At 71.3% G+C, this 21,308-nt stretch carries 2 protein-coding genes; both read left to right on the top strand.

Annotation, left to right across the window (positions count from 1 at the left end; all coding sequences use genetic code 11):
* Positions 1-46 precede the first annotated feature (46 nt).
* The gene (locus ACFORO_RS46170; RefSeq protein ID WP_377875613.1) at positions 47-15,814 is read left to right on the top strand and encodes an SDR family NAD(P)-dependent oxidoreductase; all 15,768 of its coding nucleotides are present in this window, start codon (positions 47-49) and stop codon (positions 15,812-15,814) included.
* A complete protein-coding gene (locus ACFORO_RS46165; RefSeq protein ID WP_377875611.1) occupies positions 15,811-21,288 on the top strand; it encodes a type I polyketide synthase in 5,478 nt (1,825 codons plus the stop codon). Before ACFORO_RS46170 ends, ACFORO_RS46165 begins: the two co-directional genes overlap by 4 nt.
* The last annotated feature ends 20 nt before the right edge of the window (positions 21,289-21,308 follow it).

Raw genomic sequence — 21,308 nt, 5'->3', positions numbered from 1 at the left:
ACCGACGACCCATGAATGCTGCCTGGCTACCGCGGTGGAGTGCGCAATGCGTGAGAGTGAGAAGAATCGGGAATCCGGCTTCGCGGAGCGGCTGACGCTTCTGCCGCCGGCGGACCGCGCGGGGTTCCTCGCCGGCGTGGTCCACGACGCGACGCGGGCGGCGCTGCAGGCCGCGCTGCCCGAGGTTCCGGCCGTCCTCGACCCGGAGAAAGCGTTCTCCGACCACGGTTTCGACTCGCTCGCGGCGGTGGAGCTGCACGCGCGGCTCACCGACGCGACCGGGATGGACCTGCCGGTGACGCTGGCCTTCGACTATCCGACCCCGGCCGCGGTCGCGCGTTTCCTGCACGCCGAGGTGTTCGGCGCGGAGGAAACAGTCGCGGCGCCGGCCGCCGGCGGAGCGAACGACGAGCCGGTCGCGATCGTCGGCATCGGCTGCCGCTACCCGGGCGGCGCGGTGTCGCCGGAAGCGTTGTGGCAGCTGGTCGCCGACGAGGTGCACACCATCTCCGGCTTCCCGGAGGACCGCGGCTGGGACCTCGACAGCCTCTACGACCCGGACCCCGACAAGCCGGGCAGCAGCTACGTCACCTCGGGCGGATTCCTGCCCGGCGCCGGGGAATTCGACGCCGGGTTCTTCGGCATCGCGCCCCGCGAAGCGTCCGCGATGGACCCGCAGCAGCGGCTCGTTCTCGAGACCGCGTGGGAAGCGCTGGAGCGGGCCAAGATCGACCCGTCCACGCTGCGCGGCACTCCGGGCGGCGTGTTCATCGGCGCGGAGGCACAGGAGTACGGCCCGCGGCTGCACGAAGCTCCCGACGGTCTCGACGGCTACCTTCTCACCGGCAACGCGCCCAGCGTCGTCTCGGGGCGGGTCGCTTACGCGCTCGGTCTCGAAGGACCGACGCTGACCGTTGACACCGCTTGCTCCGGCTCGCTGGTCGCGCTGCACTTGGCGGTGCAGGCGTTGCGGCGTGGGGAAACCCAGCTCGCGCTCGCTGGTGGCGTCGCGGTGATGGGTGCGCCGGGCACGTTCACTGCCTTCAGCCGTCAGCGTGGTCTCGCGGAAGACGGTCGCTGCAAGGCGTTCGCGGCGGCTGCGGACGGCACTGGGTTCGCTGAGGGTGTCGGTGTCCTGGTGCTGGAGCGGCTTTCCGACGCGGTCGCGAATGGACACACGGTGCTCGCTGTGGTTCGCGGCTCGGCGATCAACTCCGACGGTGCGTCGAACGGCCTTACCGCGCCGAATGGTCCGTCGCAGCAGCGCGTGATCAAGCGCGCGCTGGCGGACGCTGGTCTGGAGGCGTCCGATGTGGACGCGGTCGAGGCGCACGGCACCGGTACCCGGCTCGGCGACCCGATCGAGGCGCAGGCGCTGCTGTCCACCTACGGTCAGGACCGCGAGACGCCGCTGCTCCTCGGGTCGATCAAGTCGAACATCGGTCACACGCAGGCTGCGGCGGGTGTCGCGGGCATCATCAAGATGGTCGAGGCGATCCGGCACGGCGTGCTCCCGAAGACGCTGCATGTGGACGAGCCGACGCCGCACGTCGACTGGACTGCCGGTGCCGTCGAGCTGCTGACCGAGCAGCGGGAATGGCCGGAGGGCGAACGTCCGCGCCGCGCTGGGATTTCGTCGTTCGGCGTGAGCGGCACCAACGCGCACGTCATCATCGAGCAGGCTCCGGCCGTCGAAACCACGGAAACCACGAGTGACGAGTTGCCGGTCGTTCCGCTCGTTGTCTCGGCGCGCAGCGAAGAGGCGCTGAAGGCACAGGCCGCCGCACTGGTGTCCACTGTGGAATCCCAGTCGCTGACTGACCTCGGTTTCTCGCTCGCCACTACACGAGCCGCGCACGACCAGCGCGCCGTCGTCGTCGCGCAGGACATCGCCGACGCGGTGCGCGGGTTGCAGGCGCTCGCGGCGGGGGAGCAGGACCCGAACGTCGTGCTCGGGGAGCGCACGCCGGGCAAGCTCGCGATGTTGTTCACCGGGCAGGGCTCGCAGCGCCTCGCGATGGGGCGCGAGCTGTATCTGGCGTACCCGAAGTTCGCTGAGGTCTTCGATGAGGCCCTCGACCACCTCGACGTGCAGATGGAGACCCCGCTCCGCGACGTCCTCTTCGGCGACAACGCCGCGGAGCTGAACGAGACGCAGTACACCCAGTGCGCCTTGTTCGCGGTCGAGGTCGCGTTGGCGCGGCTGCTCGAATCGTGGGGCGTGCGGCCGGACATCCTGCTCGGCCACTCGATCGGCGAGCTCGCCGCCGCGCACATCGCGGGCGTGTGGTCGCTCGCCGACGCGTGCCTGGTCGTCGCCGCTCGCGGACGACTGATGCAGGCGTTGCCGGAGGGTGGCGCGATGGTCGCCATCGCGGCGACCGAGGACGAGGTCCAGCCGCTGCTGGACGACCAGGTCAGCCTGGCCGCGGTGAACGGTCCGACGTCGGTCGTCGTTTCCGGCGAGCGCGAAGCGGTGGAAGCCGTCGTGTCGGTGTTCCGCATGCAGGGCCGCAAGATCAGCGAGCTGCGCGTCTCGCACGCGTTCCACTCGCCGCTGATGGAGCCGATGCTGGCCGAGTTCCGCGAGATCCTCGAGGTGGTCGACTACGCGGCCCCGGCGATCCCGGTCGTCTCGAACGTGACCGGCCGGATCGCGACCGCCGAAGAACTCTGCTCGCCCGGGTACTGGCTGTGGCACGTCCGCCGCGCGGTGCGGTTCGCCGACGGCGTCCAGGCGCTGGTCGACGCCGGTGTGACCACGGCGATCGAGGTCGGCCCGGACGCCGTGCTGTCGGCGATGGCCGCCGGCACGAGCGACGCCATCGCGTTCACCTCCGCGCAGCGCCGCGACCGGCCCGAGGTCACCACCCTCGCCGCCGCGCTCGGCCGCCTGCACACCCGTGGCGTGGCGATCGACTGGACGGCCTTCTTCGGTCCGGCACAGGTTGTCGACTTGCCGACGTATGCCTTCCAGCACAAGCACTACTGGCTCACCGCGCCGACCGGACACGGCGACGCGGCGGACTTCGGCCAGCTGGCTTCCGGGCACCCGCTGCTCGCCGCCGAGATCGGCCTGGCGGGCGACGACGGCCTGGTCCTCACCGGCCGCGTCGCGCTGCGGACGCACCCGTGGCTGGCCGACCACGCGATCGCGGGCACCCCGGTGCTGCCGGGTACCGCGTTCGTCGAGATGGCTTTGCACGCCGCGGCCCAGGTCGGCTACGGCGTGGTCGACGAGCTGACGCTGCAGGCCCCGCTCGCGCTGCCGGAGACCGGTGGCGTCGCGCTGCAGACGCTGGTCGGCCCGGACGTCGACGGCCGCCGCACCATCGAGTTCCACTCCCGTCCCGACAACGACGCCGACGCGGCCTGGACCCGGCACGCCATCGGTGTCCTCGCCGCTGGCCCGGTCGTCGAGCCCGCCCCGCGCGGCGAATGGCCGCCCGCCGGTGCCGAAGTGGTCGCGACGAGCGAGCTGTACACCGAACTGGCCGCGCAGGGGTACGGCTACGGCCCACTGTTCCAGGGCCTGCGGACCGCGTGGAAGCGCGATGACGTCGTGTTCGCCGAGGTCGCGCTGCCCGCGACCGGTCGCGACGCGGCGTTCGGCGTCCACCCGGCGCTGCTCGACGCGGTCCTGCACGCCACCGACTTCGCCCCGGGCGAGGCACGGGAGCCGGACGAGATCCGGCTGCCGTTCGCGTGGACCGGCGTGCGGCTGCACGCTTCCGGCGCGACCGAGGTCCGGGTGCGGATCACGTCCCCGGCCACCGGCGGTGTCTCGATCGACGTGACGGACTTGGCTGGTACGCCGGTGCTGTCCGTCGAATCGTTCCGCTCGCGGCCGGTCCGCGAGGCCGACCTCGGGACCCAGGCGCGCGACCTGCTGTACACCGTCGAATGGACGCCGGTCACCAGCGAATCCGCGCTGCCGACGCTGGCGTCGCTGGGTTCAGTCAGCGGCTTCGACGTTCCGGTGGTCGACTCGCTGGTGTCGCTGGTCGACGTGCCCGAGGTCGTGCTGCTGCCGGTTTCCGTGCCGGGCAAGAACATCGCCGCCGCTGCCAAGCAGACCGCGCACCGCGTGCGGACTGTGCTGCAGCAATGGCTGGAGGGCGACCGCTACGCGTCGTCGCGGCTGGTCGTGCTGACGCGCGGCTCGCTGGCCGACTCCGCCGTCCGCGGTCTCGTGCGTTCAGCCCAGGCCGAGCACCCTGGTCGCGTGGTCCTGGTCGAGGGCGCTGCCACCACGGCGACCCTGGCCACCGCGCTCGGCTCGGGCGAGCCGGAGCTGCGCATCGACGGTGACACGGTCTCCGCCGGTCGGATGGTCCGGCTGGCCGCCGAGTCTGGCGAGCCGACTTGGCGCGCCGACGGCACTGTGCTGATCACCGGCGGCACCGGCGGTCTCGGTGCCCAGGTCGCGAAGCACCTGGTCACGAAGCACGGCGTCCGCAGCCTGCTGCTGCTCAGCCGCCGTGGTCCCAACGCGCCGGGCGCTTCCGAGCTGGTCGAAGAGCTGGCCGAGCTGGGAGCGACCGCGAAGGTGGTCGCCTCGGACGTCAGCAAGAAGCGTTCGCTGTCGGCGGCCATCAAGAAGGCCGAGCACCCGCTGTCCGCCGTCGTGCACACCGCTGGCGTGCTGGACAACGCGATGATCGGCTCGCTGACCGCCGAGCAGCTCGACGCGGTCCTGGCTCCGAAGCTCGACGCGGCGTGGGCGCTGCACGAGCTGACTGCGGAGCTGGACCTGTCGGCGTTCGTCCTGTTCTCCTCTTCGGCGGGCCTCGCCGACGGTGCCGGACAAGCGAACTACGCCGCGGGCAACACCTTCCTCGACGCACTCGCCGAGCACCGCCACGCCGCTGGCCTGCCCGCGACGTCGCTGGCCTGGGGTCTCTGGGCCCCGGACGCCGGTCAGGCGATCGGCATGGGCGCGACACTGTCCGAAGTGGACCGCAACCGCATCGCGCGGCTGGGTCTGGCTCCGCTGACCGTGTCGGAAAGCCTTGCTGCCCTTGACGCCGCGCTCGGCACCGGCGTCCCGACGGTCGTGCCGACCCGCGTCGATCGGGCCGCACTGCGGTCGCGCGGCGAGGACGTTCCGGCCGTGCTGCGCGGGCTCGTTCCCGCCGGTCGTCGCCGGATCGCCGTCGCCAGCGGTGAAGTGACGCCCGAGCAGCAGTTCGCCGAGCGGTTCGCGCACCTCGCCGAGGCCGACCGAGACCGTGCGCTGCTCGACCTGGTGCGCACGCACGTCGCGGCCGTTCTCGGCCACGACAGCGCCGACGCGATCAGCCCGGCTCGCCCGTTCGGCGAGATCGGGTTCGACTCGCTGGCCGCGGTGGAACTGCGCAACATCCTCGACTCGGTCACCGGCATGCGGCTGCCCGCGACGCTGGTGTTCGACTACCCGACGCCGCGCGCGCTCGCCGAGTACCTGGCGTCGCGGCTGGCCGGGCTGGCTCCTGCGCGTCTCGTTGCCCCGGTGACCACTGTGGACCCGGAGGAGCCGATCGCCATCGTCGGCATCGCTTGCCGCTACCCAGGTGGCGTCGCGACGCCGGAAGACCTGTGGCGACTCGTGTCCGAGGGCGAGGAAGCGCTGTCCGGCTTCCCGGTCGACCGCGGCTGGAACGTCGACTCGCTGTATGACCCGGAGCCCGGCAAGCCCGGCCACTCCTACGTCAAGCACGGCGCCTTCCTGCACGACGCGGCCGAGTTCGACGCGGACTTCTTCGAGATCAGCCCGCGCGAGGCGGCGGCGATGGACCCGCAGCAGCGGCTGTTGCTGGAGGTGTCCTGGGAAGCGTTCGAGCGCGCCGGAATCGACCCGGTCGCCTTGCGCGGCAGCGCGACCGGGGTGTTCGCCGGTGTGATGTACCACGACTGGGGCACTCGCCTCGGTACGGTCTCCGACGACATCGCGGGCTACCTCGGCAACGGCAGCCTCGCCAGCGTCGTGTCCGGTCGCGTGTCGTACGCGCTGGGCCTCGAAGGCCCGACGGTCACTGTGGACACTGCCTGCTCGTCGTCGCTGGTCGCGCTGCACTGGGCGGTGCAGGCGCTGCGTCGCGGCGAGTGCACGCTGGCGCTGGCCGGCGGTGTCACCGTGATGTCCACTCCGGACACTTTCATCGACTTCAGTCGTCAGCGCGGGCTTTCCGCCGACGGCCGGTGCAAGGCGTTCGCTGAGGCGGCGGACGGCACCGGCTGGGGCGAGGGCGCGGGCATGCTGCTCGTCGAGCGGCTGTCCGACGCTCGCCGCAACGGGCACCCAGTGCTCGCGGTCCTCCGCGGCTCGGCGGTGAACCACGACGGCGCGTCGAACGGCCTTACCGCGCCGAACGGGCCTTCGCAGCAGCGGGTGATCGCCAAGGCGCTGGCCGACGCTGGTCTGCAGCCGTCCGAAGTGGACGCTGTCGAGGGGCACGGCACCGGCACCACGCTGGGCGACCCGATCGAGGCGCAGGCGCTGCTGGCCACCTACGGCCAGGACCGTTCCGAGGACCAGCCGTTGTGGCTCGGGTCGATCAAGTCGAACATCGGCCACACCCAGGCCGCGGCGGGTGTCGCGGGCATCATCAAGATGGTCATGGCGATGCGGCACGGCCAGTTGCCGCAGACGCTGCACGTCGACCGTCCGTCCACTGTGGTCGATTGGGAGACCGGCGCGGTCCGGCTGCTGACCGAAGCACGGGACTGGTCGCCGGACCGGCCGCGCCGCGCCGCGGTGTCGTCGTTCGGCATCAGCGGCACGAACGCGCACGTCATCCTGGAACAGGCTCCGGCGATCCCGGTCGAGCGGCCTTCCGAGACCCAGACGATCGTTCCCGTCGCACTGTCCGGCCGGTCCGCCGCCGCGGTGCGCGGGCAAGCGGCGCGACTGCGTTCTTGGCTGGCTGAGGGCGTTTCCGTCGCGGAGATCGCGCGTTCGCTGGCTGCGACGCGGGCCTCTCTCGAACATCGCGCGGTGGTTGTCGCCGAGACCGCGGCCGAACTTGCCGACGGACTCGACGCGCTGGCGAGCGGCGATGCACCGACGGGCCAGGTCGTGGACGGGAAGCTCGCCTTCCTGTTCTCCGGCCAGGGCGCGCAGCGGGTTGGCATGGGACGCGAGCTGTACGACGCGTACCCGGCCTTCGCGACGGCGTTCGACGCGGTGTGCGCGGCGATCGACCCGCTGGTCGACGTGCCGCTGCGGGACGTCGTGTTCGGCACCACCGAACTCGCCGACCGCGGCCTGCTGGACCAGACGCAGTACACCCAGACCGGGCTTTTCGCGGTCGAGGTCGCGCTGTTCCGGCTAGCCGAGTCGTGGGGCTTCCGGCCCGACGCGCTCGCCGGGCACTCGATCGGCGAGCTGGCCGCGGCTCACGTCGCGGGCGTGCTTTCCCTGGAGGGCGCGGCAAAGCTGGTCGCCGCGCGCGGCCGGTTGATGGGTGCGCTGAACGATCGTCGCGGCGCGATGGTTTCGTTCGCCGCGACCGAAGAGACGGTTCGCGAACTGCTGCGGGGCCACGAGGACGCGGTCAGCATCGCAGCGGTGAACGGCCTGGCCGCCGTGGTCATCTCGGGCGACGCGGACGTGGTCGCCGAGATCGAGCGGTCGGCCGGCGATGTCCAAACGCGACGGTTGCGCGTGAGCCACGCGTTCCACTCGCCGCTGATGACGCCGATGCTCGACGAGTTCCGCGAGATCGCCGCTGGCTTGAAGTACGACGCGCCGAAGATCCCGATCGTCTCGACGGTCACTGGGAAACTCGCCACCGACGACGAGCTGCGTTCGCCGGAATACTGGGTCACCCATGTCCGCGAGACGGTCCGGTTCGGCGCTGCGGTCACGACTCTGGCGGAGAGCGGCGTCCAGACGTTCCTGGAGATCGGTCCGGACAGCGTGCTGTCCGCGCTCGGTCCGCAGATCGTCGACGCGGAGTTCGTCCCGTTCGGACGGCGCGACCAGGACGAGGTGCGCACCGCGCTCACCGCGGCCGGTCGTCTCCACATCCGCGGCGCGGCGAAGCTCGGCCCGCTGCTCGGCGACGGTCCGGTCAGGCTCGACCTGCCGACGTATGCCTTCCAGCACAAGCGTTACTGGCTCGACGCGACGCCGTCCAGCGATGTCGCTTCGGTCGGTCAGCAGCCGCTGGCGCACCCGATGCTGGGCGCGGTCGTGGCACTGTCCGGTTCGGACACCACTGTCCTCACTGGACGGTTGTCCGCTTCCTCGGTGCCGTGGGTGGCCGACCACGTGGTGAAGGGCGCGATCCTGGTGCCCGGCACCGGATTCGTCGAGCTGGCGGTCGCCGCTGGTGACCAGGTCGGACACCCGGTGGTCGAGGAGTTGACGCTGCAAGCGCCGCTCATCCTGCCGCCGGACGGCGCGGTCGCGCTCCAGGTCGTGGTCGGCCCCGCGAACGGCGACCGCCGCCCGGTCACCGTGTTCTCCCGCCCGGTCGAATCGGACGGCGACTGGACCCAGCACGCGCTGGGCACCCTGTCCGCCGCCGCGCGGCCGGAACCGGCTGGCCTCACCGAATGGCCGCCGGCGGGCGCGACCCCGATCCCGGTCGAGGGCGCGTACGAACTGCTCAACGAACGTGGCTACGGCTACGGCCCGGCGTTCCAGGGCCTCCAGGCCGCGTGGCGACGAGGCAACGAGGTGTTCGCCGAGGTCGCGCTGCCGGAACCGGCGGCGTCCACGGCGGGTTCCTACGGCCTGCACCCGGCGCTTCTCGACACCGCGATGCACGCCGACCTGCTCGGCGACCCGAGCGGTTCGACGCTGCTTCCGTTCGTGTGGAACGGCGTCACACTGCACGCGGTCGGCGCTTCCGTGCTGCGAGTGCGGATCGTGCGGATCGACGGCGACGAGCTGTCCTCGATCGAGGTCGCGGACGGCGAAGGCAATCCGGTCGCTTCGGTCGAGTCGCTGGTCTCGCGGCCGGTGCGGACCGAACTGGCCGCGCAGGCGGAGACCACGGACGGTTCGCTGCTCAAGATCGGCTGGCAGTCCGTGCCGGTCCCGGCCGCGGAGCCGGGCGACGTCGTCGCGATCGGCCGTGGCCGAGTCGGCGTGGCCGCCACCTACAGCGGGTTCGCGGACCTGCTCGGTGCGGTGGACCGCGGCGAGCCGGTGCCCGGTCTCGTGACGCTCTCGGTGCCTGCCGCGGATGGCACGGTGCCGGAATCGGCGCGGGCCAACGTGACCTGGCTGCTCGCCGAGATCCAGGCGTGGCTGGCCGAATCGCGGCTGACCGACACGAAGCTCGCCATCGTCACGCAGTCGGCGGTCCCGGCTGGCGAGTCCACTGTGGACGTCACCCAGGGTCTGCTGTGGGGCCTCGCCCGGGCGGCGCAAGCCGAGCACCCCGGCCGCGTGTTCCTGATCGACGCCGACACGGATACCAAGGTCGAGACGATCGCCGCGGTGGTCGCGTCGGGTGAGCCGGAAGCGGCGATCCGCGCCGGTTCGGTGCTCGCCCCGCGCTACACCCGCGCCGAATCGACCGGCACGACCTCGTGGGACGGCACCGTCCTGATCACCGGCGGCACCGGCGGTCTCGGCAGCCTGCTGGCGCGCTACCTGGTGGCCGAGCACGGCGTGGAGAGCCTCGTGCTCACCAGCCGCCGCGGTCTCGACGCTCCGGGCGCCACGCAGCTGGTCGAAGAGTTGACCGACCTGGGCGCGACGGTCCAGGTGGCGGCTTGCGACGTCGCGGACCGCGAGGCGGTCGAGCAGCTGGTCAACGGTCTGCCGGACCTCGGCGCGGTGGTGCACGCCGCCGGTACCGCCGACAGCGGCGTCTTCGATTCCCTCACCGCAGAACAGCTTGACAAGGTGCTGCGGCCGAAGGTTGACGCGGCTTGGCACCTGCACGAACTGACCGCTGACCGGCAGCTGTCCGCGTTCGTCATGTTCTCCTCGGCAGGCGGCCAGGTGCTCCCCGCCGGACAGGCGAACTACGCGGCGGCCAACGCCTTCCTCGACGGGCTCGCTGAACACCGGCGCGCGGCCGGACTTCCGGCAACCGCGCTGGCCTGGGGTCTGTGGGCGGAGAACACCGGACTCGGCGGCGACCTCGCCGAAGCCGACCTCGCCCGGATGGCCCGCCTGGGCCTGCCCGCGGTGACCGCCGAGCAGGGCCTGGCCCTGTTCGACGCCGCCGTGGCCACGGAAGACGCGGTCATCGCGCCGCTTCGCGTGGACGTCCCGGCGCTGCGAGCGCGTACCGACGAACTGCCCGCACTGCTGCGTGGTTTCGTGCCGCCGAAGGCGCGTCGCGTGGCGAAGGCGGCCAAGGCGGCGGACAACGCGCTCGCCGACGAACTGGCCGCATTGGTCGAAAGCGAACGTGACCGGGTGCTGCTCGACCTCGTCCGCACGCAGGTGGCCACCGTGCTCGGCTACGCGGACAAGTCCGAAGTGGACGGAACGCGGGCGTTCAAGGAGCTGGGCTTCGACTCGCTCGCCGCGGTCGAACTCCGCAACCTCCTCGGCACCGCGACCGGCCTGACGCTGCCCGCGACGCTGATCTTCGACCACCCGACCGCCAAGGCCGTCGCGGACTTCGTGAAGGGCAAGCTGCTCGGCGCCGTCGCGAAGGCGCCGGCGACGACGGCCCGGACGAACGCGTCGATGCAGGAGCCGATCGCGATCGTCGGCATGGCCTGCCGCTACCCCGGCGGCGTCCGGTCGCCGGAGGACCTGTGGCGGCTGCTGGTCGACGAGGTCGACGCGGTGTCCGGCTTCCCGACCAACCGCGGCTGGGACACCGAAGGCATCTACGACCCGGAGCGCGGCAAACGCGGCAAGACCTACGCCAACCAGGGCGGCTTCCTGCACGACGCGGCGGAGTTCGACCCGGCGTTCTTCGGCATCGGCCCGCGCGAGGCGATGGCGATGGACCCGCAGCAGCGGCTCCTGCTGGAGACCGCGTGGGAGGCCATCGAGCGCGCCGGGATCGACCCGACCGTACTGCGCGGCAGCCTGACCGGCGTCTTCACCGGCGCGATGTACGACGACTACGGCAGCCGCGCTCCCGGCGCCCCGGCCGACGTCGCCGCCTACATCCCGAACGGCAGCTCCGGCGCGGTCGTCTCCGGCCGCATCTCCTACCTGCTCGGCCTCGAGGGCCCGAGCATGACGGTGGACACCGCGTGCTCGTCCTCGCTGGTCACGCTGCACCTCGCGGTGCAGGCGCTGCGGGCGGGGGAGTGCGGGCTGGCGCTGGCCGGGGGTGTCACGGTGCTGTCGCAGTCGGACCTGTTCGTCGACTCCAGCCGCCAGGGCGTGCTTTCGCCCAACGGCCGGTCGAAGTCGTTCTCCGCGGCTTCGGACGGCGTCGGCTGGGCCGAGGGCGCGGGTCTGCTCCTGCTGGAGCGGCTGTCCGACGCACAGCGCAACGGCCACGAGGTGCTCGCGGTGGTCCGGTCGAGCGCGGTCAACCAGGACGGTGCGTCCAACGGCCTGACCGCCCCGAACGGCCCGTCGCAGGAACGCGTGATCCACGCGGCCCTCGCGGCTGGCGGGCTGCAACCGTCCGATGTGGACGCTGTCGAGGCGCACGGTTCGGGCACGAAGCTCGGCGACCCGATCGAAGCGCAGGCACTGCTGGCCACCTACGGCCAGGACCGCGAGCGGCCGCTGTACCTGGGTTCGGTGAAGTCGAACATCGGCCACGCGCAGGCGTCCGGTGGTGCGGCTGGCGTGATGAAGGTCGTGCAAGCGTTGCGGCACAACATGTTGCCGAAGACGATGCACGTCGACGCGCCGTCGCCGGTCGTCGACTGGACCACGGGCAACATCGAGCTGCTCACCGAGCCGCGGCCGTGGCTGCCGAACGGGCACCCGCGTCGCGCCGGCGTCTCGTCGTTCGGCATCAGCGGCACCAACGCGCACATCATCATCGAGGAGGCACCGCCCGCGCCGGCCACCGAAACCCGGCGCACTGCACCGGAACTCCCGGCAATCCCGTTGCCGCTGGCCGGTTCGGTCGCGTCGGCGCTCGCCGACCAGGCCACCCGGCTGGCCGCGCACCTGCGGGCCAACCCGGACGTCAGCCTGACCGACATCGGCTACTCGCTGGCCACCGGCCGCGCCGCGCTCGACCACCGCGCGGTGGTCCTGGCGGCTGACCGCGAAGCAGCGCTGAAGGCGCTCGACGGACTGGCCGAAGGCCGGACCCCGGCGGGCACTGTGGCGGGCACGGTCAGCTCGGCTGATCTGACGGCGTTCCTGTTCACCGGGCAGGGCGCGCAGCAGCCGGGCATGGGACGCGGACTGTACGAGGCGTTCCCGGCCTTCGCCGGAGCGTTCGACGAGATCTGCGGACTCTTCGACGCCGAGCTGGAAACGCCGCTCAAGCAGGTCATCTGGCAAGACTCGCCGCTGCTCAACCAGACTGCGTACACGCAATGCGCGCTGTTCGCGATCGAGGTCGCGCTGTACCGGCTGGTCGAGTCGTGGGGCGTCACCCCGGATTACGTCGCCGGGCACTCCATCGGCGAACTCGCCGCGGCGCACGTCTCCGGAGTGTTCTCGCTGGCCGACGCCTGCTCGCTGGTCGCCGCTCGCGGGCGGTTGATGCAGGCGCTGCCGACCGGAGGCACGATGGCGGCGATCGCGGCCACTGAGGACGAGGTGCGGGCCTCGCTTCCGGACGGGGTGGACGTCGCGGCGGTGAACGGGCCGCGGTCGGTGGTCATCTCGGGTCCGGAAGAGGCGGTGCAGGCGGCGATGGCGGCCTTCAAGGAAGCCGGTCGCCGGACGAAGCAGCTGGTCGTGTCGCACGCGTTCCACTCGTCGCTGATGGAGCCGATGCTGGCCGAGTTCGCGGTGGTGGCGGAGAAACTGACCTACTCCGCGCCGTCGATCCCGGTGGTGTCGAACGTGACCGGCAAGATCGCGACCGCCGCCGAGCTGTGCTCGCCGCAGTACTGGGTGGGCCACGTGCGGGAGGCCGTCCGGTTCGCCGACGGAGTCAGCACTTTGCTCGCCGCGGGCGTGACGCGCTTCGTGGAGCTCGGGCCGGACGCGGTGCTCACCGGGATGGCGCGCGAATGCGACACCGCGGTGGCCGACCGGCCGGACCGGGTCGTCCAGGTGCCCGCGATGCGGCGCGGCCGGGCCGAGGTGCCGACCGTGTTCACCGCGCTGGCGACGCTGTTCTCCCGGGGCGCGAAGATCGACTGGAAGGCGCTGTTCGCCGGCCAGGGCGCGTCCACTGTGGACCTGCCGACCTACGCGTTCCAGAACAAGTCGTACTGGCTCGACGCGACGAAGCCGACCGGCGACGTCAGCACTTTGGGCGCACAGTCCGCCGGACACCCGCTGCTGGGTGCGCTGGTGGAACTGCCCGACGGCGGTGCGGTGCTCACCGGACGGCTGTCGGTCGCGACGCAGCCGTGGCTGGCCGACCACGTGGTGATGGGGCGGACGATGCTGCCCGGCACCGCGTACGTCGAGCTGGCGATTCACGCCGGTGACCAGGTCGGCTGCAACCTCCTGGAGGAGCTGACGCAGCAGGCTCCGCTGCTGCTGACCGACGACGGGGTCGACCTGCGCGTGGTCATCAGCGCGCCGGACGGCAGCGGTCGCCGGGAGCTGTCGGTGCACTCGCGGACTGAGTCCGGCTGGGTCCAGCACGCCGCGGGCACGCTGGCCAACGGTTCGGCGGCGGACTTCTCGCTGAGCGAATGGCCGCCAGCCGGTGCGGAACAGGTTGACCTGACCGGGTTGTACGACGACCTGGCCGGGCTCGGCTTCGGCTACGGCCCGACGTTCCGCAACCTGCGGGCGATCTGGCTGCGCGAAGGCGAGGTGTACGCCGAGGTCGCGCTGCCGGAAGGCACTGCGGCGAACGAGTTCGGCCTGCACCCGGGCTTGCTCGACTCGGCGCTCGGTGCGACGGACTTCCTGATCCCGGGCGGTCCGAAGGCGTTGACCGAGACGACCATCCCGTTCGCGTGGAACTCGGTGTCGCTGCAGGCCAGCGGCGCGACCGCGCTGCGAGTGCGGGTCCGGAAGACCGACAGCGGCTCGTCGCTCGACCTGGCGGACGCCGCTGGTGCTCCGGTGGCACAGATCGCTTCATTGGTCACGCGGCCGGTGTCGGAAGGCCAGCTCGGCGCGAAGGTGCCGGACTCGCTGTACTGCATCGAATGGCAGCCCGCTTCGGGCGTGCGGCTGGTGCCTTCGCTGGACGGCTGGGCCGTGCTCGGCACCGACGACCTCGGTCTCGGGGTGCCGTTGAAGGCTGAGCCGGTCGATGCGGATGTGCTGGTGCTGCCGGTCGGTTCGGGTGCTGGCTCGGTGCCTTCTCGGGTGCACGAGGTTGTCCAGGAAACGTTGCGGCACTTGCAGAACTGGCTGTCCACTGGGGACGGCAAGCTGGTCGTGGTCACTCGCGACGAGCTGGCGCAGGCTCCGGTCTGGGGCCTGGTGCGGGCCGCGCAGGCGGAGAATCCCGGCCGGATCCAGGTCGTGGACCTCGACGCTTCGGCCGAGTCGGCCCGGGCGCTGCCCGCGGTCGTCGCGTCCGGCGAACCGGAGGCCCGGGTGCGGAACGGCGAGGTGCGCGTGCCGCGGCTGACCCGGGTCACCGAGGTCGGCGAGACGGTCGAGTGGGATCCGGACGGCACGGTGCTGATCACCGGCGGCGCGGGTCTGCTCGGCGGGCTGCTGGCGCGGCACCTGGTCGCTCGCGGTGCCCGTGACCTGGTCCTGACCAGCCGTCGCGGTCTCGACGCGGCGGGAGCGCGGGAACTGGTCGACGAACTGGCCGGCGAGGGTGCGAAGGTGACTGTCGCCGCGTGCGACGTCACCGACCGGGACGCGCTGGCGAAGCTGCTCGACACGCTGCCGCGGCTGACCGCCGTGGTGCACGCGGCCGGGCAGATGGACAGTGCGGTGCTGAGTGCTCTGACGCCGGAGCAGGTAGAGAATGTGTTGCGGCCCAAGGTGGACGCGGCCTGGAACCTGCACGAGCTGACGGCTGCTCGGGACCTGACGGCGTTCGTCCTCTACTCCTCGGCGGGCGGCCTGCTGCTCGCGGCGGGGCAGGCGAACTACGCGGCCGGGAACGTGTTCCTGGACGCGCTGGCCGAGCACCGCTCTTCGCTTGGCCTCCCGGCGACCTCGCTCGCGTGGGGTCCGTGGGAAGGCACCGACGGCGAGGTGGACCTGGCGCACATCGCCCGATCCGGCGTCGCGGAGCTGACTGCGGCTGAGGGGTTGGAGCTGTTCGATGCGGCGCTGGCTGCTTCGGCGGCGGCATTGGTGCCGGTGAAGCTCGATCTCAAGGACGCTGACCGCGCGTCGGCGCTCCTGAAGGGTCTCGTCACTGCCGGACCGCGACGGGCCGCTGTCGCCTCGTCGTCGGCAGCAGCACCGGAGGCCGGGTTCGCCGACAAGCTCGCCACGCTCCCGGCGGACGAGCGGGACTCGGCGGCGCTGAACCTGGTGTGCGAGCACACGGCGGCAGTCCTCGGGTATGACGAGGCGTCGGCGGTCGGGGTCGAAAAGGGCTTCACCGACCTGGGCATCGACTCGCTCGCCGCGCTGGAACTGCGCAACCGGCTCGGCGCCGCGACCGGACTGCGACTGCCCGCGACGCTGATCTTCGACTACCCGAGCCCGCTGCCCCTGGCCCGGCACCTGCTGGCGGAACTGGCACCTGCCGAGCCTGAGGTTTCCGCGGAAGAACTGAACGGCACCGACGACGCGGCGGCGGCAGTCGCCTCGATGGACCTGGCCGACCTGGTCCGCTCCGCGATGGGCGGCACCGACGAACGGGGTGAATCCCAGTGACCGACAAGTCCGCTCCTTCGACCGAGCAGATCGTCGCCGCGCTGCGGCAGTCCATGACGGACAACGAACGGCTCCGTGCGGACAACCAGCGGCTGGCCGCGCGGCAGTCCGAGCCGATCGCGATCATCGGCATGGGCTGCCGGTATCCCGGCGGGGTCACCACGCCGGCGCAGCTGTGGGACCTGGTGGCCGGCGGCGTCGACGCGATCGGCGAGTTCCCGGCCGACCGCGGCTGGGACACCGCCGCCCTGCACGACCCGACCGGCGCCCGGCCCGGCACGACCTACTCGAACGAAGGCGGTTTCCTTTACGACGCCGCCGATTTCGAGCCGGAGTTCTTCGGCATCAGCCCGCGCGAGGCGGTCACGCTGGACCCGCAGCAGCGGTTGCTGCTCGAGACCGCGTGGGAAGCCGTCGAACGCGCCGGGATCGTGCCGTCCACGCTGAAGGGCAGCGCGACCGGGGTGTTCACCGGCGTCATGTACCACGACTACGGCGCGGGCAGCAGCGACGGCAGCCTGATCTCCGGGCGCGTCTCGTACACGCTCGGCCTCGAAGGCCCGTCCGTGTCGGTTGATACCGCCTGCTCGTCCTCGCTGGTCGCGATGCACCTTGCCGCACAAGCACTTCGGCGCGGGGAATGCTCGCTGGCCTTGGCAGGCGGCGTGACGGTGATGGTCACGCCGGACATGTTCGTGTACTTCAGCGAACAACACGGCCTGTCCTCGGACGGCCGGTGCAAGGCCTTCGGCAGCGGCGCGGACGGCGTCGGGTGTTCTGAAGGTGCCGGAATGCTTCTGCTGGAACGGCTTTCGGACGCTCGGCGCAACGGCCACCACGTGCTCGCGGTGCTGCGCGGCAGCGCGGTGAACTCGGACGGTGCTTCGAGCGGGATCACCGTGCCCAACGGCCCAGCCCAGCAGCGGGTAATCCGTGCCGCCCTGGCCGATGCCGCACTGGAACTGTCCGATGTGGACGCCGTGGAAGCGCACGGCACCGGCACCAAGCTGGGCGACCCGATCGAGGCTCAGGCCCTGATCTCCACCTACGGCAAGGTCGCCACCCCTTCACGCCCCTTGTATGTCGGTTCTTTCAAGTCGAACGTCGGACATACCCAGGCTGCCGCTGGGGTCGGCGGGGTCATCAAGATGGTCGAGGCCCTCCGGCGGGGCGTCCTTCCGCCGACGCTGCACGCGGACGAGCCCTCGCCGCACGTTGACTGGGCGGATGGCACCGTCGCGCTGCTGAACGAATCGACGCCTTGGCCGTCAACCGACCGCCCCCGGCGGGCCGCGGTGTCGTCGTTCGGCATCAGCGGGACGAACGCGCACGTGATCGTGGAGCAAGGCGATCCGGTTTCTGCGCCTTCCTCTTCTTCCGGGCCAGTTACCTGGTTGCTCTCGGCTTCTTCCCCGGAAGCTTTGCGGGCGCAGGCTTCCCAGCTGGCTGGTTCTGCTCCTTCGGGCTCCGCCGCGGACGTCGGACTTTCCCTTGCCACGACGCGAACCCTCAGCGAACACCGGGCCGGGGTAGTGGCCGCCGATCGGGAAGCTGCCGCGCGCGCTCTGGGAGATTATGCAGCAGGCCGCGCTTCTTCCTCGGTGGTTGAAGGCATGGCTTCTGCTCCTCGCGTGGCCTTCCTCTTCACCGGCCAAGGCGCGCAACGGGCTGGCATGGGCCTAGACCTCGCCGCCGCGTATCCGGTCTTCGCCACCGCCCTGGACGAGGTCGATGCCGCACTGGACCTAGATATTCCGTTGCGTACCCTGCTAGCCGACGCGGACCGGCTCGACCAGACCGGCTACACGCAACCCGCTCTGTTCGCGGTGGAAGTCGCCCTGTATCGCCTCCTGGAGTCGTGGGGCATCCAGCCTGCTTACCTGCTGGGACACTCCGTCGGAGAAATCGCCGCCGCTCACGTCGCCGGGGTGCTTTCCCTTGCGGACGCCGGAAAACTGGTAGTCGCCCGCGCTCGGCTGATGCAAGCGCTGCCCGCCGGCGGGGCGATGGTCGCGGTGCAGGCTACCGAGGACGAGGTGCTTCCGCTACTAACCGATGGTGTAGGAATCGCCGCCGTGAACGGCCCTCGGTCGGTGGTAGTGTCGGGGATAGAAGAAGAAGTACTTGCGGTTGCTGGGAAATTTGATCGAACTTCGCGGTTGCGGGTGTCGCACGCGTTCCATTCGCCGCTCATGGACCCGATGCTGGACGAGTTCGCCGCGGTGGCGCGCACGCTGACCTACGCTGAGCCATCGGTACCGATTGTGTCCACAGTGGACATTGCGGCGAATGTGGCGACGCCGGACTACTGGGTGCGCCAGGTCCGTTCAGCAGTGCGCTTCGCAGACGGCGTACGAGCGCTGACCGAGGCTGGAGCGAACACCTTCGTCGAAGTCGGCCCAAGCGCGGTGCTGACCGCGATGGGGCAGAGCTGTGTCGATGGCGCTGGTGCTGTGGTGGGTGGGGTGGGAGGGGAGGGCGGGCCCGCCGGTGGTTCCGCCGACGCGACGAGCCTCGCCGACACCGCCGGCCTCCCCAGCGGCACGGCACTCGCCAGCGGCACCGCACTCGCCAACGGCACGGCGCTCGCCAACGCGACCGCACTCGCCAACGCCACCTTCGTCCCCGTCCTGCGCAAGGACCGAGCCGAGGCAGAGTCGGCCGCCGCCGCGGTCGCGACACTGTTCACGCTCGGCGGGACCGTCGACTGGGACGCGTTCTACTCCGGCGCGCACGTGGTCGAACTCCCGACCTACGCCTTCCAGCGCAAGCGCTACTGGCTGGACAACCCCACCGGCGCGCGGGCTCGCGGCGTGGCCGAGGTCGGGCAGCGCGAAGCGGCGCACCCGCTCCTGGGCGCGGTGGTCGGCACCGCGGACTCCGGCGGCGTCGTCCTCACCGGACGGCTCTCGCTGGCCGCGCAGCCCTGGCTGGCCGACCACGTCGTCCAGGGCAACGCGCTGTTCCCCGGCACGGCGTTCGTCGAGCTGGCCGTGCGAGCGGGCGACGAGGTCGGCTGCGGCCGGGTCGACGAACTCACCCTGGCCGCCCCGCTGATCCTGCCCGAACAGGGCGCGGTGCGGCTGCAGGTGACCGTCGGCACCGAGGAAGACGACGGCACCCGCGCGCTCGGGATCTTCTCCCAGGCCGAGGACGCCGACGAGTGGGTCCAGCACGGCAGCGGCCGGCTCTCCCCAGCCAGTGAGCCGTCCGCGGTCGCCGCGGCATGGCCGCCAGCCGGAGCCGCGGAGATCGACGTGACCTCCCGGTACGACGAGCTGGCCGCGCAAGGCTTCGACTACGGCCCGGTTTTCGCGGGCCTGCGTCGAGCCTGGCAGGCGGGCGACGTGCTGGCCGCCGAGGTCGCGCTGCCCGAGTACGCCGACGGCAGCGCGTTCGGCCTGCACCCGGCGTTGCTGGACGCGGCCCTGCACACGATCGGCCTCGCCGGGCCGACCGAGGACAAGCCGGTCCTGCCGTTCGCGTGGTCCGGCGTCTCGCTCTACGCCGGCGGCGCGGCGACTCTGCGCGTGCTGATCTCGTCGGACGTCGAGAACACCGTCTCGCTCATCGCGACGGACGCGTCCGGCGCACCCGTGCTGCGCGTGGACTCGCTGGTGCTGCGCCCCATCGCGGACGACGCGTTCGCCTCGGTCGAGCGTTCGGCGGTGGACGATTCGTTGTTCCGCGTCGACTGGATCCCGTGGCAGGGCGACGACGTCACCGCAGTCACCACCGCGATCCTGGGCAACGACCCGTTCAGCCTCGGCGGAGAGTCCTATGTGGACCTCAAAGCACTGCTGGGCGCGATCCACAACGGCGCCTTGGTGCCGGACGTCGTCTACGTGCCTTTCGCCGCCCCGGAGACAGGAACTCCGGAAGCCGCTCGCGCAGCCGTCCACAACCTCCTTTCCCTAACCCAATCCTGGGTCGCCGAGGACGTACTGGCCGCGTCGCGCTTGGTCGTCGTCGCCTCCGGCGCGATCGCCACTCGTCCCGACGAGGGCGCGCCCGACCTAACCCACGCCGCGCTGTGGGGCGTGATTCGCACCGCGCAACTCGAGTACCCAGACCGATTCATGGTGGTAGACCTCGACAACGGTCCGCTCCCGATCGGCTCGGTGCTCGGCGCGATGTACGCCGACGAACCCGGCGTCGCAGTCCGCGACGGCGCGGTTTTGGTGCACCGCCTGGCGAAGTACGTCCCGTCCGGCACCGTCAGCTTCGACCCGGACGGCACCGTCCTGGTCACCGGCGGCACCGGCGTGCTCGGCCAGTTGATCGCCCGGCACCTGGTCACCGAACACGGCGTCCGCAACCTGCTCATCACGAGCCGTCGTGGCCCCGCCGCTCCAGGAGCCGACGATTTCGTCGCCTCCCTGACCGAACTGGGCGCGTCAGTCTCGCTGGTGGCCTGCGACCTGGCCTCCCGAGATGCCGTCGCAGACCTCATCGCAGACGTTCCGTCCGACCACCCGCTGACCGCGGTAATCCACACCGCCGGTGTCGTCGACGATGGCGTGCTGCTGTCGCTGACCCCGGAACGGATGGACGCCGTACTCCGCCCGAAGGTCGACGCCGCGTGGCATCTGCACGAACTGACCGCGTCCCTGGACCTGGCCGCCTTCGTGCTGTACTCCTCGGCAGGCGGAACCCTCGGTGCGGCAGGCCAAGCCAACTACTCCGCGGCGAACGTCTTCCTGGACGCCCTCGCGCACCACCGTGCGGCACAAGGCTTGCCAGCCGTGTCGCTCGCCTGGGGCCTGTGGTCCGAAGGCGGCATGTCCAACGATCTGGCCGACACCGACCTGATCCGCATGGCCAGGTCCGGCGTCTTCGGCCTGTCCTTCGCCGACGGCCTGGAACTGTTCGACGCGACAGTCGCCGCCGGCCAGCCGTCGCTGGTACCGGTGCGGCTGGACATGTCCGGCCTCCGCGCCGACGCCCACAGCGTCCCCGCGATGCTGCGCGGCCTGATCCGAGGCCGCCGCCGAGTCGAGGTCGTCGACGATTCCTGGAACCAGGTCCTGCGCCTGTCCGGTGCCGAACGCGTACGGGCCGCCGTCGACCTGGTCTGCGGCACCGCCGCCGTAGTCCTGGGCCACGAACGACGGGACGCGGTAGACCCGCGAAAGGGTTTCATCGAACTGGGCTTCGATTCCCTGACCGCGATCGAACTGCGCAACCGCCTGGACGTCCTCACCGGCATGCGCCTGCCCGCGACGCTGATCTTCGACTACCCGTCCGTGCAGGTCCTGGGAGAACACCTCGTCGCGGACGGCGCCCCGTCGGCAGTCGAGATCCAGCTGGACGCGCTGGAAAACGTCGTGCGAGCCCTGGAACCGGACGAGGTCTCCGGAGTCGTGACGAGGTTGAAGGCAGTGCTGGCGTCGCTGGTCCCGGACGAGGAAGTGGAAGGAGCCAGCGCGGACGAGCTGTTCGCGCTGCTGGACGAGGAACTGGAAGCCAGGTAATGCTTTGGGGCCGCCCGCCG

The sequence above is a fragment of the Amycolatopsis halotolerans genome, assembly GCF_042647905.1.
Lineage (GTDB): Bacteria > Actinomycetota > Actinomycetes > Mycobacteriales > Pseudonocardiaceae > Amycolatopsis > Amycolatopsis halotolerans.
Note: the sequence above shows the minus strand (reverse complement) of the source record. Positions and strands in the feature narration are given on the sequence as shown.

Coding starts and splice junctions, on each gene's coding strand:
- ACFORO_RS46170 (WP_377875613.1), top strand. CDS start 47: ATGCGTGAGAGTGAGAAGAATCGGGAATCCGGCTTCGCGGAGCGGCTG.